General features: G+C 69.6%; 19 protein-coding genes and 2 pseudogenes. 11 read left to right on the top strand and 10 right to left on the bottom strand.

From position 1 onward, the window contains the following. Positions 1 to 3: 3 nt before the first annotated feature. The 4 genes from ABD357_RS15520 to ABD357_RS15505 all read left to right on the top strand — a co-directional run bounded on the left by ABD357_RS15520 (position 4) and on the right by ABD357_RS15505 (position 3720). Positions 4 to 1383 (top strand): carbohydrate ABC transporter permease, encoded by a 1380-nt coding sequence (locus ABD357_RS15520; RefSeq protein ID WP_344390622.1) that lies wholly within the window; start codon positions 4 to 6, stop codon positions 1381 to 1383. Beyond that, positions 1380 to 2300, top strand: coding sequence for a carbohydrate ABC transporter permease (locus ABD357_RS15515; RefSeq protein WP_344390621.1), 921 nt, complete (start codon positions 1380 to 1382; stop codon positions 2298 to 2300). Before ABD357_RS15520 ends, ABD357_RS15515 begins: the two co-directional genes overlap by 4 nt. A 241-nt stretch (positions 2301 to 2541) precedes the next feature. Next, positions 2542 to 3402 carry a phosphatidylinositol-specific phospholipase C/glycerophosphodiester phosphodiesterase family protein gene (locus ABD357_RS15510; RefSeq protein ID WP_344390619.1) on the top strand — a complete coding sequence of 287 codons (861 nt, stop codon included), beginning with the start codon at positions 2542 to 2544 and terminating at the stop codon, positions 3400 to 3402. Between the two features lie 123 nt (positions 3403 to 3525). After that, positions 3526 to 3720, top strand: a complete 195-nt coding sequence (locus tag ABD357_RS15505) for a hypothetical protein (RefSeq protein ID WP_344390618.1) — start codon at positions 3526 to 3528, stop codon at positions 3718 to 3720. Between the two features lie 24 nt (positions 3721 to 3744). Here ABD357_RS15505 and ABD357_RS15500 read toward each other — a convergent pair whose 3' ends face one another. The 5 genes from ABD357_RS15500 to ABD357_RS15480 form a co-directional block, all read right to left on the bottom strand. Then, positions 3745 to 4968, bottom strand: a complete 1224-nt coding sequence (locus tag ABD357_RS15500; protein WP_344390617.1) for a phosphodiester glycosidase family protein — start codon at positions 4966 to 4968, stop codon at positions 3745 to 3747. Positions 4969 to 5049: 81 nt separating this feature from the next. After that, a complete protein-coding gene (locus tag ABD357_RS15495; RefSeq protein ID WP_344390616.1) occupies positions 5050 to 5409 on the bottom strand; it encodes a DUF779 domain-containing protein in 360 nt (119 codons plus the stop codon). A gap of 131 nt (positions 5410 to 5540) precedes the next feature. Beyond that, on the bottom strand, positions 5541 to 6713 hold the full coding sequence (locus ABD357_RS15490) for a GTP-binding protein (RefSeq protein ID WP_344390614.1): 1173 nt from the start codon (positions 6711 to 6713) through the stop codon (positions 5541 to 5543). 5 nt (positions 6714 to 6718) lie between these two features. After that, a complete protein-coding gene (gene rpmF / locus ABD357_RS15485; RefSeq protein ID WP_033325039.1) occupies positions 6719 to 6889 on the bottom strand; it encodes a 50S ribosomal protein L32 in 171 nt (56 codons plus the stop codon). 121 nt (positions 6890 to 7010) lie between these two features. Then, positions 7011 to 8135, bottom strand: coding sequence for a universal stress protein (locus tag ABD357_RS15480; RefSeq protein ID WP_344390612.1), 1125 nt, complete (start codon positions 8133 to 8135; stop codon positions 7011 to 7013). A gap of 604 nt (positions 8136 to 8739) precedes the next feature. Here ABD357_RS15480 and ABD357_RS15475 point away from each other — a divergent pair. From ABD357_RS15475 to ABD357_RS15465, 3 genes and pseudogenes are all read left to right on the top strand, one after another. Then, complete coding sequence (locus ABD357_RS15475) at positions 8740 to 10620, top strand: flavin-containing monooxygenase (protein WP_344390611.1); 1881 nt, start codon at positions 8740 to 8742, stop codon at positions 10618 to 10620. A 30-nt stretch (positions 10621 to 10650) separates the two neighbouring features. Further along, positions 10651 to 11016 (top strand): annotated as a pseudogene (locus ABD357_RS15470) (SMP-30/gluconolactonase/LRE family protein); the annotation flags it as partial. 97 nt (positions 11017 to 11113) lie between these two features. After that, positions 11114 to 11635 (top strand): MarR family winged helix-turn-helix transcriptional regulator, encoded by a 522-nt coding sequence (locus ABD357_RS15465; protein WP_344390608.1) that lies wholly within the window; start codon positions 11114 to 11116, stop codon positions 11633 to 11635. 34 nt (positions 11636 to 11669) lie between these two features. Here ABD357_RS15465 and ABD357_RS15460 read toward each other — a convergent pair. Further along, a pseudogene (locus ABD357_RS15460) lies at positions 11670 to 11765 on the bottom strand (taurine dioxygenase); the annotation flags it as partial. A gap of 51 nt (positions 11766 to 11816) precedes the next feature. Between ABD357_RS15460 and ABD357_RS15455 the strand changes: the two are divergent. Both ABD357_RS15455 and ABD357_RS15450 read left to right on the top strand, forming a co-directional pair. Continuing rightward, positions 11817 to 14159 (top strand): SpoIIE family protein phosphatase, encoded by a 2343-nt coding sequence (locus ABD357_RS15455; protein ID WP_344390606.1) that lies wholly within the window; start codon positions 11817 to 11819, stop codon positions 14157 to 14159. Positions 14160 to 14551: 392 nt separating this feature from the next. Continuing rightward, positions 14552 to 15502, top strand: a complete 951-nt coding sequence (locus ABD357_RS15450; protein WP_425584878.1) for a formylglycine-generating enzyme family protein — start codon at positions 14552 to 14554, stop codon at positions 15500 to 15502. Between the two features lies 1 nt (position 15503). Here ABD357_RS15450 and ABD357_RS15445 read toward each other — a convergent pair whose 3' ends face one another. The 4 genes from ABD357_RS15445 to ABD357_RS15430 form a co-directional block, all read right to left on the bottom strand. Further along, positions 15504 to 16358: a carbohydrate ABC transporter permease gene (locus tag ABD357_RS15445; RefSeq protein WP_344390604.1), complete on the bottom strand. Its 855-nt coding sequence runs from the start codon at positions 16356 to 16358 to the stop codon at positions 15504 to 15506. A gap of 2 nt (positions 16359 to 16360) precedes the next feature. Next, a complete protein-coding gene (locus ABD357_RS15440; protein WP_344390603.1) occupies positions 16361 to 17359 on the bottom strand; it encodes a carbohydrate ABC transporter permease in 999 nt (332 codons plus the stop codon). 61 nt (positions 17360 to 17420) lie between these two features. Then, complete coding sequence (locus tag ABD357_RS15435; protein WP_344390602.1) at positions 17421 to 18764, bottom strand: ABC transporter substrate-binding protein; 1344 nt, start codon at positions 18762 to 18764, stop codon at positions 17421 to 17423. An 85-nt stretch (positions 18765 to 18849) separates the two neighbouring features. Continuing rightward, positions 18850 to 19872, bottom strand: coding sequence for a LacI family DNA-binding transcriptional regulator (locus ABD357_RS15430; RefSeq protein ID WP_344390601.1), 1023 nt, complete (start codon positions 19870 to 19872; stop codon positions 18850 to 18852). Positions 19873 to 20054: 182 nt separating this feature from the next. On the opposite strand from ABD357_RS15430, the gene ABD357_RS15425 reads away from it, so the two are divergent. Then, positions 20055 to 21404 carry a glycoside hydrolase family protein gene (locus ABD357_RS15425; RefSeq protein WP_344390599.1) on the top strand — a complete coding sequence of 450 codons (1350 nt, stop codon included), beginning with the start codon at positions 20055 to 20057 and terminating at the stop codon, positions 21402 to 21404. A gap of 56 nt (positions 21405 to 21460) precedes the next feature. Further along, positions 21461 to 22663 carry a glycoside hydrolase family 1 protein gene (locus tag ABD357_RS15420; RefSeq protein WP_344390598.1) on the top strand — a complete coding sequence of 401 codons (1203 nt, stop codon included), beginning with the start codon at positions 21461 to 21463 and terminating at the stop codon, positions 22661 to 22663. Positions 22664 to 22706 lie beyond the last annotated feature (43 nt).

Below are 22706 nucleotides of genomic sequence, written 5' to 3'. Positions count from 1 at the left end.
GCCATGTCACAGACCCTTTCCCCTCCGTCCCCCGCCGCCCCCGCGGCGGCGGGGGCACCCGCCCGCCGCAGGAGGAGGACGCTCCGAGGCCGTAGCTGGATCGCGGTCTTCTTCCTGCTGCCCGCGCTGGTCCTGCTCGGCGCACTCGTGGTGTATCCGATCGTGTGGTCGGTGGTACGCAGTCTCTTCGGCCCCGACGGATTCACGCACTTCGTCGGGCTCTCCAACTACACCGACGTCTTCACCGACCACCAGACCCTCGTCGCCATCAAGAACAATGCGATCTGGGTCGTGGTCGCACCAGTCGCGGCCACCGGGCTGGGCCTGATCTTCGCCGTGCTCACCGATCGGATCCGCTGGGGCACGGCATTCAAGCTGGTCGTCTTCATGCCGATGGCCATCTCCATGCTGGCCGCCGGCATCATCTTCCGGCTGGTCTACGACCAGGACCCCGGCAAGGGCGTGGCCAACGCGGTGGTGACCGGCGTCCACGACACCTTCTTCAAGGCATCGGCGTACCCCGGGGCCCATCCCCGTGTGGCGGGCCCCGGCAGCGGCACTCTGGCCGGGCCGGTCGGCGGCCCCTACACCAGCGGGCCCGTCAGCGCCGACGGCGGTCCGGCCACACTGCCACTGGTCGGTGTGCAGCCCAGCACACTGACCGACGCGACGCAGGCCGCGTCGCCGAGTTCCTGCCCACAGGGCGCGTTGTGCGGCACGGTCTGGCTGGACTTCCAGCCGGGCGGCGGCACACCCGGGAAGATCGACAAGGGGGAGAAGGCACTGTCCGGCGTCCGGGTCGAGGCTGTGCGTGACGGGGACGTCATCGCCACGGCGACCGCCTCCAAGGACGGCACCTTCGCCCTGCCCGCGACCCGGCTCGGCGCCTCACCGGTTCAACTACGCCTGCCCACCACGAACTTCACCGAGCAGTACGCGGGTGTCAACTGGCTCGGCCCGACCCTGGTCACCTGGTCGGTCATCGGTGCCTACGTCTGGATGTGGACGGGCTTCGCGATGGTCCTCATCGCCGCCGGGCTGGCCGGGATTCCCCGGGAACTGCTGGAGGCCGCACGCGTCGACGGCGCGAGGGAGTGGCAGGTCTTCCGTCGCATCACGGTGCCGCTCCTGGCGCCGGTGCTGGGCGTCGTCCTGGTCACGCTGGTGATCAATGTGCTGAAGATCTTCGACCTGGTGTACGTCATCGCGCCCGGCGCCAGCCAGCAGGACGCCAACGTACTTGCCCTGCAGCTCTATCTGTCCTCCTTCGGCGGCGGCAACGACCAGGGCACCGGCAGCGCGCTCGCCGTGCTTCTGCTCGCACTGGTGGCGCCGGCCATGTTCCTCAACATCAAGCGGTTCCGAAAGGAGAGGTCACGATGACAACCCTTCAGACCGCCCAGGCCGGCCAGACCGACGCCACCGTCCCCGCTGCCTCCGGCCGCCCGGGTCCGGGACCTGCCGCCCGCGCGGCGCGTCGGCTCGTCGGCGGATCCACACGTCTGGTCCTGCTGGTGGTGGCCATGTTCTGGCTGCTGCCCACCGTCGGCCTGCTGCTCTCCTCGCTGCGCGGGCCACTGGACATCGGGTCGTCCGGCTGGTGGACCGTGCTCACCAAGCCCGCGCAGCTGACCCTGCACAACTACACCAGCCTGCTGGACGACCCGACGATCACGCATTCGTTCCTGAACAGTCTGCTGATCACTGTCCCCGCCACGCTGCTGGTGGTGATTGTCGGCTCACTCGCCGGGTACGTCTTCGCCTGGGTCGAATTCCCAGGCCGGGACTGGGTGTTCCTGCTCATCGTCGGCCTGCTCGTGGTGCCCCTGCAGGTTGCGCTGGTGCCCATCACCAGCCTGTTCGGTGATCTCGGGATCTTCGGCAGCATCGTCGGCGTCGTCCTCTTCCACGTTGCTTTCGGCCTGCCGTTCGCGATCTTCCTGCTCCGGAACTTCTTCGCGGGCATCCCGCGCGAACTGCTGGAGGCCGCCCGTCTCGACGGGGCGGGTGAGTTGTGGCTCTTCGTCCGGGTGGTGGTTCCGCTCGGCGGGCCGGCGATAGCCTCACTCGGCATCTTCCAGTTCCTGTGGGTCTGGAACGACATGCTCGTCGCGCTCATCTTCGCCGACGCGGATTCGGCCCCGCTCACCGTGGCCCTGCAACAGCAGACCCGCCAGTTCGGCACCAATATCGACGTCCTGTCCTCCGGGGCCTTCCTCTCCATGATCATCCCGCTGGTGGTCTTCTTCGCCTTCCAGCGGCAGTTCGTCAGCGGCGTCATGGCAGGAGCGCTGAAGTAAGCCGCTCGTGCTCGCGTCTCCGGGCCCGGACCGGACAACTGCCCGGTCCGGGCCCGGAGACGCGAGGCGTACCAGACCCCGCCCCAGAGGGCCGTACCGATGGGCGTTGCCGCGCCCGATGCTCCACCGAAGTGAACGCACAGCGGCAGTCCAGCCAACTCCCCGCAAGACACTGCTCCTTGGCACTCGAGGGACCCCATACTCGCTGAGGTCCCATACGGCACTCCCAGGGAGGCAGAGCATGGCCCTCACCACCCGTCGCAGAGCGCTCACCACCTTCGCCGCCGCACTCGCGGGCTCGGTCGCCGTACCCGCGTACGCCCAGGCGAGCGAGCGGAAACACGGCCCGCGCCCGCTGTGGCGTGCCCACGCGCACAACGACTACCTGCACCCCAGGCCCCTCTTCGACGCTCTGGACCACCGATTCGGCAGCCTCGAGGCCGACATCTTCCTCGTCGGCGACCAGCTCCTGGTGGCCCACGACGCGGTCGACCTCGACCCGGCCCGCACCCTCGAGTCCCTGTACCTCGACCCGCTCGCCCGCCGTGTGAAGGCCAACCACGGTTCGGTGTACCGGCGTTACCGCAAGCCGATCCAGCTCCTGATCGACCTCAAGACCGAGGGCTCCTCGACGTACCTCGAACTCGACCGCCATCTGCGCCGCTACAAGCACCTGTTCACGGCGTACGCGCATGGGCGGGTCTTCCCCGGCCCGGTCACCGCCGTGATCTCCGGCGACCGTGCGGCCCGTATACCGATGGAGGCCCAGACCGTACGGCGCGCCTTCTACGACGGCCGTCTCGCCGACCTCGGCAGCCCGGCGCCCGCCTCCTTCATCCCGCTGATCAGCGACAACTGGACACTCAACTTCACCTGGCGGGGTATTGGTCCGTTCCCGGAAGCGGAGCGCCAGAAGCTGCGGAGCATCATCGCAGCGGCCCACTCGCGCCGTCAGAAGGTCCGCTTCTGGGCCACGCCCGACCTGGCGGGCCCGGCCCGTGACGCACTCTGGGGCGAACTCCTCGCCGCCGACGTCGACTACGTCAACACCGATGATCTCGCGGGGCTGGAGAAGTTCCTGGACGCCAACGAGCGGGCGTAGCCCAGCGCTTGCACAAGCAGTCAACACACGATCGGCGGACATGTCAGCCGCCCGGACGAACCCCCCGCTACGTCACACTTGCGGCCGAAAGCCGCGATGTGGGCGTGGCGGAGGAGGTTGACGATGGCCGTTTCCATCTCTGTGGTGCTGCTGCTCGTGGTGCTGGCGGTGATCTTCATGCGCACTGGGGCGCTGAAGATCCCGCACGCATTGGTGTGCATCCTGCTCGGTTTCTATCTCGCGAGCACGAGCATGGCGCCGACCATTCACGAGGGCATCTCGGCGACAGCGGACATCGTCGGCAGCCTGAGGCCTTGAGGCCCCGGCAGGGCTCGACTCCGCCTACGGTCGGGAGAACACGCCGATCCCGTTCGGCACCGGGCGTTCGGCTCCGGCGCTGGGATGGTTGCGTACGCTCACCGCAGCCGCGCCGGGCTCCCGTGCGACCAGCGTCGTGGATCCGCCGCCGTCGAGGCTGAAGGCGTCGGCGGAGCCCAACTGCCGCATGACGGCGGCCACTTCTGCGATCGTGAGACCGGTACGGAACTCGGGTGCCCCGTCCAGCGCGAGCAGCGTCAGCCGTTTGCCGCCGTCCGAGATGCCCGCCGCGGTCCGCACCGCCGAGGTCGCGTTGTCCAGACCGGCGAGCGGCTGACCACCTCTCAGGACCGGGTAGCCGCCCACCACGAACCGGTACGGAATCCTGGACGCGGCCGCGACGAGGCGGTGCCGTACTTTGACCCGCTCGCCCAGCGACAGCTTCCGCAACTCCTGGGCGCCCGCGTCGCGGCCGACCAGGACGGTGGTGCCGTACGCGATGGGGCCGCTGCCGGGCGTGTCGGCCGAGGACACGATGCGGCCGTCCTTGACGTTCACCTCATAGGTGTCGGCGCTGCAGGGCGCGGCGCGGTCGGTGTCCGTGCCGCAGGTGGCCCGCACCCGGGAGACGGAGCCCCAGTGCGAGGTGAACGCGCCGACGGTACCGACCGGCAGCGCGTACTGGTTGAGCCCGCCGAGCGGCAGCCGTGTCTCACTCGTACGGACCGAACCGTCGAGGGCCAGGCTGTCGAGGCGGGCCCGGCGGTCGGTGCCCACGCCCAGCACGTCCTTCGTGTTCGTAGCGGGCGGCAGGGCGGGACCGAATCGCTGACCGTCCGGAACCGCCGCCTTGAGGGAGCGCCCGCTCGCGATCGCCGGGCCGACGGACGCGCCCGTCGCCTCAACCCCCGGATGCTGGACCTCGGTGATGTTGAAGAAGTCGCCGTTGACGCCCGCGACAGCGCCGCGCGCATCGGCCAGTTGGGAGACGGGGGCGCGGGCCGCCACCGCGCCGGGGTGCATGAGGTCGACACTCACCCGGGGATTGCGGAGATCGACATCGATCACATGCGCGTGCGCCATCCCCTTGGCGGCCGGAATGTCGAAATCCGTGTAGTTCACGCCCGGCGCGATCTGGACGGCGCCCTGTGCACCGCCGGCCGGTGCCGCCCCCACCAGGGAGGCACCGGCCAGCACACTCCATACCGCGAGAACCGTCAGCACGGTTCTGAACCGTCCGCGTCCCATACCGCCCCCGATGTCTCCGCCGTCTCCTCAACGAGCCCAGGACACAGGGGAGTTCACCACAGGATGGTTGCCGCGCCGATGCTACGTACCGACGAGACGCGAACGGATCAGGAAACGCACCCCTTCGGGTGCCTCCAACGAGAAGCCACTGCCCCGCCCCTCCACCACGTCGACGATGAGCCGGGTGTGACTCCACACCTCGTACTGGCTCTTCGACATCCAGAACGACACCGGCTCGTCCACGCCCTCGACGGTCAGTGAGGCCAGCAGCACATCGGAGTCACCGGTCCGGAACTCGCCCTCCGGATAACACATGGGCGCACTGCCGTCGCAACAGCCACCGGACTGATGAAACATCAGCGGACCGTGAACGGCGCGGAGACGACGCAGCAGCTCGGCAGCGGCGGACGTCAGTTCCACGCGCGGGGCGGGTGAGTTCACCGTGCATCACTCCTCAGCGCTTGCCGGTGCTGGACGGTGACTCAGCCAACCAACTGCCCCGTTGCAACAAGGTTGCACGCGGAGACGTGATCTGGCAGCGCTGTGACCAGCCACCGCCCGACCCGGAGTATTCAGACTCCTGCCATAGGTTCGGAGAGCTCGTGCTCGCAGGCATCGTCGCTGCCGTACGTGTCCCAGGCGGGGAACGGATCGATGAGCGGCGTGCTCTCGCCGTCCCTCATCAGGCAGTCGGCCAGCGCCGCCCGCAGCGACTCGGCGCGCAGCCCGGTGCCGATGAACACCAGCTCCTGGCCGGAGGGACCGTCCGCCCCGCGGGCACCGGAGGGCTCGAAGCGGGCGACGGAACCGGCCTGCGACCACAGGCCCGTCACCTGGGGCCGGCTCGCCAGCCAGAAGAAGCCCTTGGAGCGCAGGACCTGCCCGAAGCGCCCGCTGTCGAGTTCCTCGGTGACGAAGGTCCACAACCGCCCCGGGTGGAACGGCACTTGGGAGCGGAAGACTGTGGAGGAGATGCCGTACTCCTCGGTCTCCGGGACGTGGTCGCCGTTGAGCTCCATGACCCAGCCCGGTGCCTGCTGGGCGCGATCGAGGTCGAACAGCCCGGTGCCGAGTACCTCGCCGGCATTCACCCGGCCATGGGCGACGGGAACGATCCTCGCCACCGGGTTGAGGCGGGTGAGGGTCGCCCGGAGACGGGCCGCGCTCTCGTCGTCGACCAGATCGAGCTTGTTCAGCACGATGACGTCGGCGAACTCGATCTGGTCCATCAGCAGATCGCTGACGGTGCGCTCGTCGTCCTCGTACTGGTCGAGGCCCCGCTCGGCGAGCTCGTCGCCGTCCGTCAGCTCGGGCAGGAAGTTCGCGGCGTCAACGACCGTGACCATGGTGTCGAGCCGGGCGAGATCACCGAGTACGGCTCCATCGTCGCGGGCGAAGGCGAAGGTGGCAGCGACCGGCATCGGCTCGGAGATGCCGCTGGATTCGATGAGGAGATAGTCGAAGCGGCCTTCGCGGGCCAGCCGGTCGACCTCCTCCAGCAGATCGTCGCGCAGCGTGCAGCAGATGCAGCCGTTGGTCATCTCGACCAGGCGTTCCTCGGTGCGCGAGAGGGCGGCCTCGCCGCCGCGTACGAGGGCGGCGTCGATGTTGATCTCGCTCATGTCGTTGACGATGACCGCGACGCGCAGCCCCTCACGGTTGCCGAGGACATGGTTGAGCAGGGTGGTCTTGCGCGCGCCGAGAAATCCGGACAGCACGGTCACGGGCAGCCGGTCGTCCGCCATCGCGCTCAGCCCTCGGGGTGCAGCAGACCGCGCTCGTACGCCTTCACCAGCCGCTGCGGCACCTGGTGGACGGTCCCGTCGATCGTGACCGGCACGAGCTGCGGGGTGCTGGCCTTCCACTGGGCACGGCGGTGACGGGTGTTGCTGCGGGACATCTTCCGCTTGGGAACGGCCATGGGGTCCTCCTTGGTGAGCGAGCACCCCAGACGCTACATGAAAATGGATCCCATTACGAAATAGTCTGCCGCGCCGGCGGCGACGAGATCGTTTCCGTCGGCCCCCTTCGTCGCGGCGGGGTCAGGCTGAGACGAGGCGGAGGATCGCTGTGCCGTCCGGGCCCGGCACCAGTTGCAGCGCGACCGTGCCGGCCTCCTCGGCGGGCGGTTCCCCGGCCCCTCCGCACTGGGTACCGCTGCCGTTGGCGTAGAAGAACGTGGTGCAGCCGCTGCCCTCGCCGCTCGCCGTGCCGCCGGCCGAGCTGCCGTTGGTGCTGGTGCCCTGGGTGACCTTGTAGCCGACCTCGTTCTTGCCGACCTTGGTCACGGACAGCTTGGCGGGACCGGCGGGGATCTTGAAGTGGATCGTCACCGGCTTGGACACCGCGATCTCGCAGTTGCCGTCGGTGCAGGCGCCGGTGTCGGTTCCGTCCGCCGCCGTCACCTTCGGGGACGGTGACGGGGCCGGGCCGGCGGTGGAGGCTGACGGGCTCTTCGGGGCGCCGTCGGCACGGGAGTCCGGCGACTCGGCAGTGCCCGCGCCTGCCGCGGCATCCCCGGAGCCATCGCCGGAACCGCCGCAGCCCGCCACGGTCAGCAGGGCGAGCGTCGCCAGCAGGGCACTGCCCGCCAGTCGTCCCGTACGTCCTGCCGTGGTCAGCCTCGCCATGGTGTATCCATCCCTTTCGCGTCCCGTCCGAGAGCAGACGGCGAGTCTATTGAGGGGCCGGCGGGAGGGGTCCCGAACGGCCGCCTGGGCCGACTGGCCGTGACACGGGACGTTCGGCCCAGGGTGTGAGGCGTTCGCGGGCGGCAGGCTCGTAAGAGAAGGGATGGGACCTTCCGCCTCGAAGGCGAACTGCAGCGGCTCATGGGCCGGATCGCCCAACTCCTGGATTCCGACCACGACTTCCTCACCACCGGGGGCCTCGGCGGCGGCGTTCCTGTCCGCCCGCACCATCACCACTGGGCCCGCCGCGTGAGCGAGCACCTGCTGGCCGACGGAGCCGAGCAGGAAGCCGGCGACGGTGCCGTGACCGCTGGAACCCAGCACCAGCATGTCGGCCCGCTCCGCCTGCGTGAACAGCACCTCGACGGCCGTACCGGCGAACTGCTCGGCTGTGATCGGCAGATCCGGATACCGTCCGCCCAGGTTCTGCTCCGCCGCGCGCAGTACGCTCCCCCAGCCTCCGGCCGGGGCCCCCATCTCGCTTCGCTCGGCCCTCTCTCGGTAGCCGCGTACGGCGGTGTCCGGACCGTTTGTTCCCTTCCCGTACTCCGGGTGGTATGTCTGTGCCGCTGTGACCCGGGTGCCCGCGCTGCGGCCTTGATGGGTGATCTGGATCTCATCAGCGTTCTGTCAGGTAACTGTCCGGAAGGCGTCAGTCCGGTCCGCTTCCATGTGCTCATCGAGGCCTTCGGCCAGCGCGTCGCCGGTCTCCGATCCGATCCCTTCGGAGCCCCACCACCGAGGAGAGACATGGCCGACACCGTGACCGGCTGTCCCGCGCACGCGAGCGGGCCGCTTCCCGAGTATCCGATGCACCGGGCCGCGGAGTTCCCGCCTCGCCCCGCCGCCCGCCGTGGAGCCCTTGCGGGCGGAGAAAGGGATCTGCAAGGTCCGGATCTGGAACGGCGGCACCCCCTGGCTGGTGACCCGGTATGCCGACCAGCGGGCCCTGATGACCGACCCACGCGTCAGCAACGACGACTGTGAGCCCGGCTTTCCGCACGTCAACGCGCACCGGGCGCAGATCGCCCCCCCCACATTACGGACAGCGCGAACACCACGGACAGCAGAGAGGACACGGATGTCCAACCCCCACAATCCGTCCGCCGTCACACCCTTGACCTCGGAGGAACTGACCCCGGAGGAGCTGGGTTTCGACCCGGACGCCCTGCGCGAGAAGTACCGCGCCGAGCGCGACCGCCGGATCCGCCCCGACGGCAACCGGCAGTACCAGCGTCTCGTCGGCGAGTTCGCCTCGTACGCAGACGATCCGTACACCAAGTTCGTGCCGCGGGAGCCGCTGCACGACCGGGTCGAGGCGCTGGTCGTCGGCGGCGGGTTCGGCGGTCTTCTGGCCGGTGCGCGACTGCGCCAGGCGGGCGTGCGGGAGATCCGGGTCATCGAGCAGGCCGGGGACTTCGGCGGCACCTGGTACTGGAACCGGTATCCCGGAATCCACTGCGACATCGAGTCGTACGTCTACATGCCGCTGCTCGAAGAGCTCGGCTACGTCCCGAAGTGGAAGTACGCGCCAGGAGAGGAGATCCGGCAGCACGCACAGGCCATCGGGAAGCACTTCGACCTCTACGACGACGCCTGCTTCCAGACCCAGGTGACCGAACTGCGGTGGGACGAGGACGAGTTGGAGTGGATCGTCGCCACCGACCGCGGCGACCGTATGCGGGCGAGATACGTGGTCGTGTCCAGCGGGACGCTCAGCCAGGCCAAACTGCCGGGCATCCCCGGCATCGAGACGTACCGGGGGCACGCCTTCCACACCAGCCGCTGGGACTACGCGTACACCGGCGGCGACGCCAACGGGAACCTGCACAAGCTGGCCGGCAAGCATGTGGCGGTGATCGGCACCGGCGCGACCGCGATCCAGATCGTTCCGCATCTGGGACGCGACGCCCAGCACCTGTACCTGTTCCAGCGCACCCCGTCCTCCGTGGACGTACGCGGCCAGCGCCCCACGGATCCGCAGTGGGCGAAGTCGCTCACTCCCGGCTGGCAGAAGCGCCGCAGGGAGAACTTCCTCGCGCTCGTCACCGGTGGCCGGGCCGACGAGGACCTGGTGAACGACGGCTGGACCTCCACCGCGCGGCTGCAGCAGAAGCTCATCCCGAGCAACAGCTACTCGGACGTGTCTCCCGAGGAGCGGGAACGGCTGTACGAGCTCGCCGACTTCCAGAAGATGAACGAGATCCGCGCCCGCGTTGACGCGATCGTGGAGGACCCGGCCACGGCCGAGCTGCTCAAGCCCTGGTACCGCTATATGTGCAAGCGGCCCACCTTCAGCGACTACTACCTCGACACGTTCAACCGGCCCAACGTGACCCTCGTGGACACGGCCGATCACGGGGGCGTCGAGCGCATCACCGAGGACGCGGTCGTGGTCGGCGGGAACGAGTACGAGGTCGACTGCATCATCTTCGCGACCGGTTTCCAGGTCGGCGTCTCGGGGATCCTGTCCGGACTCGTCCCGGTGCACGGCCGCGGCGGTGTCAGCCTGCTGGAGACCTGGATGCAGGAGGGCCCGAAGACGCTGCACGGCTTCTACAGCCACGGTTTTCCCAACCTCTTCCAGCTCGGCCCGCTGCAGAACGCCAGCGCCGTCAATTTCGTACACGTCCTGGACGAGCAGGCCACCCATGTGGCCGCGGTCGTCGGCGAGGCCCGCAAGCGGCGGGCCCGGTACATCGAGCCGAGTGCCGGGGCGGAGGCCGCCTGGGTGGCCACGATCCGGGAGAAGGCGGCCGACCTGCACGCCTTCCAGGCCGAGTGCACACCCGGCTACTACAACAACGAGGGCAGGCCCAGGAAGCGCAGCGAGTCGTACGGCGAGGGGCCGGTCGCGTTCCACGAACTGCTCCGGCGCTGGCGCGAGGGCGGCGGCCTGCACGATGTCCTCGTCGATGCCGATGCCGATGCCGAAACCGCAGCCGATGCCGAAGCCGAATGAGTCAGGCCTGAATGACAGGGGGGAGCGAGCATGGAGCCCAGCCGTTACGACGACACCGGCCGCCGGTCCGCCACGAGCAGCCGGTGGGACATGAGACGGCTCAACCGGCCGAACCGGCTGTGGGGTTCGAACGGCGTGACCTTCGGGCCCGACGGGCGGCTGTACGTCGCGCAGTTCATCGCCGGGCAGATCAGCGCCGTGGACCCCGCCTCGGGGGACATCGACGTGGTGGTGCCGCTGGACGGTCCGGTCCAGGCGCCGGACGACCTGGCCTTCGGGGCGGACGGCTCGATGTACATCGCGGACCTGACGCCGGGCAGGGTGTGGCGCCGGAGCCCCAAGGGCGAGTACACCCTGGTCTCCGACGAGGTGAAGGTGCCCAACGGCATCACCTGCGAGGCGTGCGCCATGAGGGGCGTACCGGGGTGCGGGTGGCCGGCCGGGGACGGGCGGATTTAGTTGAGTTAGGCAAGAAGCTGGTAAAGTGATCCCTATGTCCACACCAACGCCGGCCACCACCCCCGCCTCCACGGAAGTGATCGAGATCGAGCGGGCGCTCACGCGCATCGCCTATCTCATGGGCCGAACGCGTCAGCACGACCGGCTCATGGCGCTGGTGGGAGTGCCGCTGGACCGCGCCGCCGTGGCACTTCTGCGGCAGATCGACGACTCCGAGCCGATGCGCCCCGGCGAGCTGGCGAACCGGCTGGCCGTCGAGGCCTCCCATGTGACCCGACAGGTGCAGCAGCTGGTGAAGGGCGGCTACGTCACCCGCGTACCCGACCCCGACGACCGCCGCGCCCAGCGCATCCAGATCACCAAGGCCGGCCAGGAAGCCGTCGACCGCATCCGCGACATGAGCGCCCGCGGTATGCAGATGGCCCTGTCCGACTGGTCACCCCAGGAACTCCAGCAGCTCGCCACGCTCTTCCACCGCATGGTCGACGACTTCCTCTCCTACGCCGCAGAAGTCGGTGCGGGGGAGGAAGCCGGCCCGGCGGCACGCAAGCCCTGACCCGCGTGCCGTAAGGGCGGTGCGGGGCGTAGTCGTTGACGAAGAGCAGCCGCCGCCCGGTCTCCGGGTGGGTGCGCACGACCGGGTTCTCCACGGGCGGGAAGGTGTCCTGGAACCGGGCAAGCCGCTCCCGACGGCAGCCGGGTTGATGGGAAGGCACGATGCCCTCATTCTGGGGCGTATGGAGCATGTCGCCGCTTCGGCGATCCTCGATGCACAGGGCATGGTGACGGGGTGGAGCGAGGGTGCCCGGAAGCTGACGGGATACGCGGCCGAGGAGGCCGTGGGCCGGGCGGCGGGCGCGCTGCTCGCCGAGGACATGCCGTCGGAGCTCGTCGCCGCGCTGACGGGCACGGCCGTGCTGCGGCACCGGGACGGATCCCGGCTCGCGCTGGCCCTGAGGGCGAGCCCCCTGCTGGGCGCGGACGGTGCGGCCACTGGATTCGTCGTCACCGCCGAGCGGTCCGACGGGCAGGGGCCCAGCCTCGCGGCGCAGGCCTTCGACCAGGCGTCCATGTCGATGTCGATCTTCGACACCGGACAGCACTACCTGCGGCTCAACAATGTGGCCTGCCAGGTGATGGGGGTCCCGGAGGACACCCTGGTCGGCCGGTACTACCCGGAGACCGTGGAGGACGCCGACCACAGCCGGGGCTTCCTGCAGCATCTGCAGCAGGTCGCCGAGACCGGGGAACCCGTGCACTACGAAAGCTTCACCCGGTCACCGTCCGGCACGCGGTACCACGCCTGGAACATCGAGATGTGGCCGGTACGGGACCCCTCCGGTGAGCTGGTCGGGACCGCCCTGGCGGCGTTCGACAGCAGCGAGCAGCACTGGGCTCGGCAGCGGCTGGCCCTGCTGAACGAGGCCGCCGCCTCCATCGGCACCAGTCTGGACGTGGTGCGCACCGCCGAGGAACTGGTGGGGCTCGTGGTCCCGCGCTTCGCCGACTTCGCCAGCGTCGACCTGCTCGACTGGGTCCTCGGAGCGGACGAACCGCCGACGGCACAGCACACCGATGTCGTGCTGCGTCGGGCCGCCCACCGGTCCGTCACCACGGGCACACCGGAGGCAGCCGTCGAGCTGGGCGAGGCGGACACCTATCCGCCGTTCTCGCCGCCCGCGCGAGCGCTGCTGGACGGACTGGCGGTGCTCAGCGGGGCCGGGGAGCCGGACTTCGACCGGTGGCTGAGCGGCCATGAAGCACGTGACGCCAAGGACCGTGAGTACAGCGTGCGGGTCCACTCGATGCTGGCGGTGCCGTTGCGGGCCCGTGGCACGACACTGGGTGTCGCGGTCTTCGTGCGGGCCGCCAACCCGGATGCGTACGCCGGTGACGACGTCGTTCTCGCCGAGGAACTGGCGAGCCGGGCCGCCGTCTGTGTGGACAACGCCCGCCGCTTCGGCCGTGAGCGGTCGACCGCGCTGGCCCTTCAGCACAGCCTGCTGCCGCGGGGGCTGCCCGGGCAGGCGGCCGTGGAGGTGGCCCACCGCTACCTGCCGAGCGGGGCGGTGGCCGGTATCGGCGGCGACTGGTTCGATGTGATCCCGCTGTCCGGCGGCCGGGTCGCCCTGGTCGTCGGGGACGTGGTCGGGCACGGCCTCCAGTCGTCGGCGACCATGGGGCGGCTGCGTACGGCCGTACGAACCCTTGCCGACGTGGACCTGCCGCCCGACGAACTCCTCACCCACCTCGACGACTTGGTGTCGCACCTTGCGACGGACGAGAGCACCACCGACGACGTCGCGGAGCTGGGAGCGACCTGTCTGTACGCGGTCTACGATCCCGTTTCGCGCCGGCTGACCGTGGCCGGTGCCGGGCATCCGCCGCCGGCTGTCCTGCTGCCCGACGGCACCACGCGGCTCGTCGAGATGTCCGCCGGGCCGCCGCTGGGAGTGGGCGGCCTGCCCTTCGAGGCGACCGAACTGGTGCTGCCCGAGGGCTCGTTGATCGCCCTCTACACCGACGGGCTGATCGAGGGGCGGGACCGCGACCTCGACCAGGGCACCGCCGACCTGCGCCGCGCGCTGACCGTGCCCGCCGATTCGCTGGACGCCCTGTGCGACGCGGTGCTGAAGTCCGTACTCCCGCCGCAGCCCGCCGACGACGTGGCCCTGCTGCTGGCCCGCACCCGTGCGCTCGGCGCCGACCAGGTGGCCACCTGGGACATCCCGCCGGACCCCGAAATCGTGGCCGCCACCCGGCAGTACGCCACCGAGCAGCTCACCGAGTGGGGCCTGGACGAGACCGCCTTCGTCACCGAACTGGTCGTCAGCGAACTGGTCACCAACGCGATCCGGTACGGCGAACCGCCCATCCAGCTGCGCCTGATCCGCGACCGCGCACTGATCTGCGAGGTCTCCGACGGCAGCTCCACCTCGCCGCATCTGCGCCGGGCGCACGTCTACGACGAGGGTGGCCGAGGGCTGCTGCTGGTCGCCCAGCTCACCCAGCGCTGGGGCAGCCGGCAGACCGTCAACGGCAAGACGATCTGGGCCCAGCAGCCGCTGCCGCGGGACTGACTTGGCCGCCCCCGGCGAACCGGGGGCGTGTTGTACTGGGCCGCGTCACCTTCTCAGCCGTGAAGCGACCAAGCTTGTGCGCTCGGCCGTCCACACCTCGTCGCGCTCCCGACTGCCCCCTACGATGGGGCGGTCACAGGTCGCATCCACCGCATGACAGCCGGACCGCCATGCGGTGCGTGACCGATGACAGGGCCCCACGCCAGGAAGTCCTGGCGACGTCGATCCGGTCAACACCACGTACAACCGTCTCCCCGGCCAGGCCGGTTCGTGCCTTCAAGGGCTCACGGAACGACCGAGTCATCGTACCGGAGCCGCTGCGGCACTACGCGCCGCTTGCTCGAGATCCATTCCTCCCGGTCTGAAGGCCGGGGCCTCCTGGAAGGAACAAGGTGAACTCCCACTGCTGTGCACCCGGCCGGTCCTCCGAAGCGGCACCCGCCGCGTCCGGGCCGCCGCCCGTTCCCGGCAGCGGCACGGCGCCCGGCGGCTCCAAGGTGGCGCTGCCCGGCGGCACCTTCCGTATGGGCGGTGAGGACGCGGACGCCAACCCCAGAGACGGTGAGGGCCCGGTCCGCGAGGTGACCGTCGGGCCGTTCGAGATCGACACCCGCTGTGTCACCAACGAGCGCTTCGCCGCGTTCGTGGACGCCACGGGTTACGCCACCGACGCCGAGCGGTTCGGCTGGTCGTACGTCTTCGCCCGGTTCCTGCCGGGGGAGTTGCGCAAGGGGGCACCTCGGCCGGAGGGAACGCCCTGGTGGTGCGGGGTGCAGGGCGCGTACTGGGCTGCGCCGGAAGGGCCCGGCAGCGGCCTCGACGGCCGCTGGGACCATCCGGTGGTCCATGTCTCCTGGGGGGACGCACTCGCGTTCTGCCGGTGGGAGGGCTCCCGGCTGCCGACCGAGGCCGAATGGGAGTACGCGGCCCGCGGCGGCCTCGACCAGAAGCGCTTCCCGTGGGGAGACGAGCTCACGCCCGGTGGCGAACACCGCTGCAACATCTGGCAGGGCCGCTTCCCGTTCCGCAACACCGGCGAGGACGGCCACGTCGGCACCGCCCCCGTCGACGCCTTCCCGCCCAACGGGTTCGGACTGTTCAACACCTCCGGCAACGTCTGGGAGTGGTGCGCCGACTGGTGGGGCACCGACCACGGCACCGGGCCCCACACCGACCCCACGGGACCGGAGCAGGGCACGGCCCGCGTGATGCGCGGCGGCTCCTACCTGTGCCATGACTCCTACTGCAACCGTTACCGTGTCGCGGCCCGCACCGCCAACAGCCCGGACAGCTCGGTCGGCAACACCGGTTTCCGCTGTGCACGGGACCGCGGGCACGGCTGACTCAGCCCTTGACGGCCGAGCTGGCGACGCCCTGGACGAACCAGCGCTGGAAGAAGACGAAGACGACCAGCACGGGCAGGACCAGGAGCACGCCGAAGGCGAGGATCTGGCCCCAGTCCGGGGGCAGTTGGGCCTGGAAGACGCTCATCTCCAACGGCAGCGGGCGTACCTCCGGGTCGGAGACCATCAGGACCGGCCAGAGGAACGAGCCCCACTGGATGAGGAAGGTCAGGATCGCCACGGAGGCGAAGGCCGGCTTCGACATCGGGACGATGATGGCGAAGAAGGTGCGCCAGGGGCCCGCGCCGTCGATGCGGGCGGCTTCCTCGATGCTCGGCGGGATCGTGCGGAAGAACGTGTGGAACTGGTAGACGGAGAAGGCGTTGGCGATGAACGGGAGCGCCAGAATGGGGAGCGTGTTGCGCTGGTCGTTGAACATGTAGAAGAGCGGGACCGCCACCGACTCGAACGGAATCAGCATCAGCAGCAGGATGAGGGTGAAGACGGCGTTCTGGCCGCGCCACTTCAGCCGTGAAAGCCCGTACGCAGCCATCGAGTTGACGAAGAGACCGCCCGTCACCACCACGAAGGCCAGCAGCAGCGAGATGCCCATGAAGCGCCAGAAGTAGCCGGTGCTCTCGGAGTTGAGGCTGTCGAGGACAGCTGTGTAGTTGTCGAGCGACAGGTTGGTGGGCAGGAAGCCGGACAGGCCGTTCAGGACTTCGTCGGACGGCTTGAGGCTGCCGACGAGCAGGTAGATGGCGGGCAGCGCGAAGACGAAGGCCAGGACGGACAGGACGGCGTAGTCGAGGAAGCGGCGCAGGGGAGTGCGGGTGAGGCCCGTGTTCATGCTCATGGTCAGTCCTCGTTGTCGGGCCGGACGACGCGGCGCTGGATGAGGGTCAGGACGACGACGATCAGGAAGAAGACGACGGTGATCGCGGACGCCTGGCCGATGTTGTTCTGGTCGAAGGCGGTGGTGACCGCCTGGTACATCACGGTGCGGGCCGCGTCCTCGTTGAGGCCGCCGCCTTTGACGAGGACGTACACCTGGTCGAAGACGCGGAAGGAGAGCACCGAGGTGAGCATGGCGACGAACACGAGGGTGCCGCGGATGCCGGGCAGGGTGACATGGCGGAACTGCTGCCAGCGGGAGGCGCGGTCGAGCTCGGCGGCCTCATAGAGCTCACCCGGGATGCTCTGGAGTCCGGCGAGCAGGATGACCATCTGGAAGCCGACGCCCTGCCAGATGGACAGCACGATGATCGAGGCCATCGCGGTGGCGGAGTCGCCGAGCCAGTCGAAGGCGCCCCAGTTGCCGAAGCTCACCGCATCCAGCGCGGAGTTGAGCATGCCCTGATCGCTGCGGGCGAGGATGAGCCGCCAGATCACGGCGACCAGCGCCATCGGGAAGACGACCGGCATGAAGAACAGTGACCGGAACAGGCCGATCGCCTTGAGCTTGCGGTTGAGCAGGATCGCCAGGCCGAGCGCCAGACCGGTCTGCACGGGTACGACGACCGCGGCGAAGGTCAGGTTGTTGAGCAGGGCCCTGAGGAACGGACCGGACAGATCGGGGTCGGTGAACAGCCGCCGGTAGTGCTCGATGCCGAACCAGGTCGGTTCCAGCGGGGAGCCGAGGCGGACGTTGTAGAAGGAGAGGACGACGGCGTAGCCGAACGGGATACCGACGAAGGCGATGAGTCCGACGACGGCGGGCGTGGACATGAGCAGTCCGTGCAACCAGTCGCGGTTCTTGCGCACAGAGCGCGCCGGGCGCGCGGGTTCGACGGAGGTCACGGGTGGGGCCTGCTCCCGGGCATGGGGTGCGGCGTGCGCGGGTTCGACGGATTTCACGGGCGGTCCTGTTCCCGGCGGGGCGGGCGCGACGTGCGCGGCCCGCCCCGGCCGATGGGTCCTACGGGATCTCGTAGCCGGCGTTGTCGGAGAAGTCCTGGTCGATGGCCTTGGCGGCCTTGGACAGGGCGTCCTTCGGGTCGGCGCCGCCGTAGACCGAGTTGAGGGCCTCGGCGAACTTCGCGGTGACCGTGGGGTATCCGGCGGTCAGCGGGCGGGTCACGGCGACGCAGGACTTGGCGATGTCGGTGTCGCCGCAGGGCTTGGCGAGCTGGTCGGAGAACAGCTGGAGCGGGCCGCCCTGCTTGTAGAGATCGCTCGCGGCGAGCGCGGACTTGGTGGCGGGCGGGGCGCCGTTGGCCGTCGTCATCGCGGCGACGTTCTCGTCGTTCAGGAGAGTGTCCAGGAACGTGCCGGCGGCCTTGGCGTTCTTGGAGTCGGCGCCGATGCCCCAGGCCCAGGAGCCCTGGCCGGTCTTGGGACCGTTGCCGAAGTCGGGCAGCGGCAGGACGACGAGGTCGTCACCGAGGGCCTCGCTGTACGCGGGGTACATCCAGTGGCCGACCCAGCTGATCGGGACGCGGCCCTTGGCGAAGGCGTTGCCGTCGGTGTTGGGGTCGACGTCGGACTTCCAGGACTGGAAGGTCTTCAGCGCCGACACGGTTTCCGGCGAGTCGAGTGCGCCTTCCGCCTTGCCGTCCTTGAGGAGCGAACCGCCGGCCGACCAGACGATGGGGGAGAAGCCGTAGGTGCCCCACTCGGTGGTGAGCCCGTTGTTCTCCTGGATGTCGAGGACCTTGCCGTCGGAGTCCTTGGCCTTCAGGTCCTTGAGTGCGGCGGTGAACTCGTCCGCCGTCCAGGCGTCGTCCACGCTCGTCGGGTACTTCACGCCGGCCGCGTCCAGCAGCTTCTTGTTGCCGTAGATGCCCAGGCCCGAGTCGTACTGGCCCAGGCCGTAGTGCTTGCCGTCGATCTCGCCCTGCGCCTTGATGGCGTCGGTGGCGTTGCTCAGGGTCTTGGCGGAGACGTAGTCGTCGATCGGGGCGAGCTTCTGGTTGAAGACGAAGTTCGCCATCGTCGGGCCGTCGAACTCCATCACGTCCGGCAGCTCCGAGGCGTCGGTCGTCGTGATGGTCTTGGTGTAGTCGTTGCCGGGGATCAGCTTCAGCTCGACCTTGATGTCGCTCTGCGAGGAGTTGAAGGACTTCACCGCGTTCTGTATCGCGGTGTCCTCGCTCTTCTGGCCCTGGTGGGCCCAGACGCTGATGGTGCCCTTGCCGCTGCCCGCCTCGGCGGAGGTATCGGTGGTGCCACCGCCGCCACAGGCGGCCAGCGCCGCCAGGGGCAGGACGAGAGCCAGGCCCGTACTGGCTGTGCGGCGGGCATTTCTGCTGGTCGAACTCATGGGCTGTGCCTTCCGTGCTGTGGCGAGGGTTTGCAGTGCTGACGTGCTGTCTGGGCGTGGGGGAGTGGGACTCGAAAAGTGCGGGTTATTGCGGTCCGCGCGGTCTGGGAGGGGCGGTCGTCTCGCGCAGGACGAGACGGATGGGCATCTGCACCTGCTCCGTGGGTGGTTCGGCGCCGGGTTCGTCCAGCTGACGCAGCAGCAGCCGGGCCGCCTCGGCGCCCTGGTCGGCGACCGGCTGGGCGACGGTGGTCAGGCCGACCACGTCGGCGAGTTCGTGGTCGTCGAAACCGACGACCGACACGTCTTCCGGGACCCTGAGCCGGTGGCGGCGCAGGGCGCGCAGGGCGCCCATCGCCATCTCGTCGGACTGCGCGTACACGGCGGTCGGCGGGCGGGAGACGGCCAGCAGTTCGGTCATGGCCCGCTCACCGCCCTCGACGGTGTAGTCGCCGTCCGCCTCCAGAGCCGGATCGTGCTCGATTCCGGCATCGGCCAGGACGTCCAGGTAGGCGTTGCGCCGCTCGATGGGGGTGGTCCAGTGCAGCGGCCCGCTGGCTCCGCTGATCATGCCGATGCGGCGGTGGCCGAGGTTCACCAGATGCCGTACGGCGCTCTCGGTGCCGGCCCGGTCGTCGATGCCGACGACGGTGAATCCGGGCCGGGTTCCGCCGACCGTGGTGGCCAGCGGCACGCCCAGCGAGCGCAGCGCGGCCGACTCCTCATCGTCCGGGATGAGCAGCGAGAGCACCGCGTCCACCCGCTTGCGCACCGGCAGCCTGGTGAAGAAACGCTTGCGTATCTCCGGCGAGCCCAGGTTGTACAGCAGCACGTCGTACCCGGCGGCGCTGAACACGCGCTCGGCGGCGTCCAGCACGGTGCCGAAGAACCAGCGGCCCACGTACGGAACCAGGACGCCGATGGTGAAGGTGCGGCCGCTGGCCAGACTGGCGGCGGAGCGGGACGCAGTGTAGCCGAGCTGGGCGGCGACGACCGCGATCTTGTCCCGTACCTCGTCGGAGACGCCGGTCCGGCCGCGCAGGGCGCGGGACACGGTGGACGCCGAGACGCCGGCGGCGCGGGCGACGTCGTTGATGCTGGCCGTCACGGCGCAGTTCCTCCCGTTGATTTCACGTCGGTGTGATGTGGGGGTGACGAGACCGTAAACCCGGCCTCCTTGTTGCGCAAGCGTTTGCGTTCAGATTTACTTGGGCCGATTCCAAAGTGAGTCCGTTTTTTATCGATGGTCAGCGCACGCGTTTGGGCGCTGTGAGCCGACAGGAACTGTGCATGCGATACGCGCCGCCAGGCCTCTGCGTGAACGACTTCGCCCTGCTCCGGGACGAGGACGGCACCTACACGGTGCTGCACCTTCAGGGGCCCTGGACGGCCGAGTTCGATCACATGCGGATGGAGACCTCGTACGGCCGGGCGACCTCCACCGACCTGGTGCATTGGCAGCCGCAGGGACCCGCCTTCGGCAACGGTCTGCCCGGCCGCTTCGACCAGCAGGCGGTGTGGACCATGCATCCGTTCCGGTACGGCGACGGAATGGCGATGTTCTACACGGGGGTGAGTGGCGTCATGCCCGGCGGTACGCCGCTCCAGGCTGTCGGACTCGCGTACTCCGACCGCACCGACGGCACGGGCTGGCGCCGCCATGGCACCGGGCCGGTCGTCGAGGCCGACCCGCGCTGGTACCGCACCGGCGAAGGGATGGGCTGGCGCGACCCCTTCGTCGTACGGGACGACGAGGGCGACGGCTGGGTCATGGCCGTCTGCGCGAGCGACGCCTCCCTCCCTGTGGAGGCCGGTGGCTGCGTGGCCCTGGCCACCTCCGACGACCTGGAGCACTGGACCGTCCACCCGCCGCTCCTCGCACCGGGCGACATCGACGAGTTCGAGTGCCCGGTCCTGGAACGCCTCGACGACGGCAGCTGGCTGCTGCTCGGCTCCATCGGGCAGTCCCGCTGCTTCGAGGCGTGGACGGCCCCCCGCCTGCGCGGCCCGTGGACCCGCCGCGGCCCACTGGGCCCGACCGGCGCCTACGCCCCCAGGGTGATCCCCGCCCCGGACGGCTCCCGCGTCGTCCTGCACACGACACCCCGTCAGGTCGGCCTCAGCGACGCGGGGGACCGCTGCCGCGGCATGCTGGCCCAGCCCAAGTCCCTTGTGGTGCAAGGCGATTGTGCGCCCCGTCTGGAATGGTGGCCCGGCCTGAACGCCTGGCTCGGCGAGGAGACCGACCACCCCGCCCTGCACGCCGTCGGCGACATCGGCATCACCGGGCCCGTCGAGATCGCCCTGCGCACCGACACCCCGGACGGAGACCGTTCCGCCCTCGCCGTCGGCTGCGACGGAAAGAACCTCTGGGTCACCGGCCCCGACGGGACCCGGCTCGGCGAGACCATCCTGACCGAACCCGCCGCCGCCCTGCGCATCCTCACCATCGGTGAGTACGTCGAGGTCTACGCCGACGGCGTCTTCGCCCTGACCACCTTGTGCTACTCCGGCCACCCCGCCCGTTGGACGGCCGTCACCGAAGGGCACAGCCACACCATCCCCGTCCGCCCCATACGGCTGCCCGAGCCCTACCGCGACGACGCCTCGGCCATCTGGCCCGGTGCCGTACCCCAGTGACAGCGAGACTCCGCGCCTGCTGACCGGCATCCCGCACGACCCCGGAAGGCCCAGCCATGAACGTCACCGCCGACGGCCTCCGCTTCCCCGACGGCTTCCTGTGGGGAGCCTCCACCGCCGCCCACCAGATCGAGGGCAACAACGTCAACAGCGACTGGTGGCAGATGGAACACGGCGGCGGCGCCATCGCCGAGCCGAGCCTGGACGCGGCCGACAGCTACCACCGGTGGCGCGAGGACATGGACCTGCTCGCCGAACTCGGTTTCACCGACTACCGCTTCAGCATCGAATGGGCCCGCATCGAACCCGCCCCCGGCCACTTCTCAAGGGCCGAGATCGCCCACTACCGACGTATGGTCGACGGGGCCATCGAACGTGGCCTGCGGCCCATGGTCACCCTCCACCACTTCACCGTCCCGCGCTGGTTCGCCGAGAGCGGCGGCTGGACCGCCGACGGGGCGGTGGACCTGTTCGAGCGATACGTGCGGGCGACCGCGCCGGTCATCGGCACCGGCGTACGGCACGTGTGCACCATCAACGAACCCAACATGATCGCGGTCGCCGGCGCCATCCGCGAACTGGGCACCGAAGCACCTCCCACGGTGGGACTCGTGCTGCCCGACAAGGCCACGACCGACGCCCTGATCCAGGCGCACCATCGCGCGACGGCCGCAGTCAAGGCGATCTCCGCCGACATCCAGGCCGGGTGGTCCATCGCCAACCAGGTGTACCAGGCCCTCCCCGGCGCCGAAGCCGTCACCGCGGCCTACAGCCATCCCCGCGAAGACGTGTTCATCGAAGCCGCCCGCGACGACGACTGGATCGGCGTCCAGTCCTACACCCGCACCAGGATCACCACCGACGGCCCGATCCCCGCGCCCGACGACGCCGAACGCACCCTCACCGGCTGGGAGTACTACCCGCAGGCCATCGGATACGCCCTGCGCCACACCGCCGAGATCGTCGGCGACGTCCCCCTGATCGTCACCGAGAACGGCATCGCCACCGACGACGACACACGCCGCATCGCCTACACCACCGGAGCACTCCAGGAAGTCTCCGCCGCCCTGGAGGACGGCCTCGACGTACGCGGCTACCTGCACTGGAGCGCCCTCGACAACTACGAGTGGGGTTCCTACAAGCCCACCTTCGGCCTCATCTCCGTCGACCCCGACACCTTCGAGCGCACCACCAAGCCCTCGGCGGCCTGGCTCGGCGGACTCGCCCGCACCGGAATGCTGCCGCGCGCCGGTCGCTGAGCATTCTCACCACCCCAAAAGGGCAGAAATCGTCCTCGGGCGG

Source organism: Streptomyces vastus (genome assembly GCF_039532825.1).
In the GTDB taxonomy this organism is placed as follows: domain Bacteria; phylum Actinomycetota; class Actinomycetes; order Streptomycetales; family Streptomycetaceae; genus Streptomyces; species Streptomyces vastus.
Note: the sequence above shows the minus strand (reverse complement) of the source record. Positions and strands in the feature narration are given on the sequence as shown.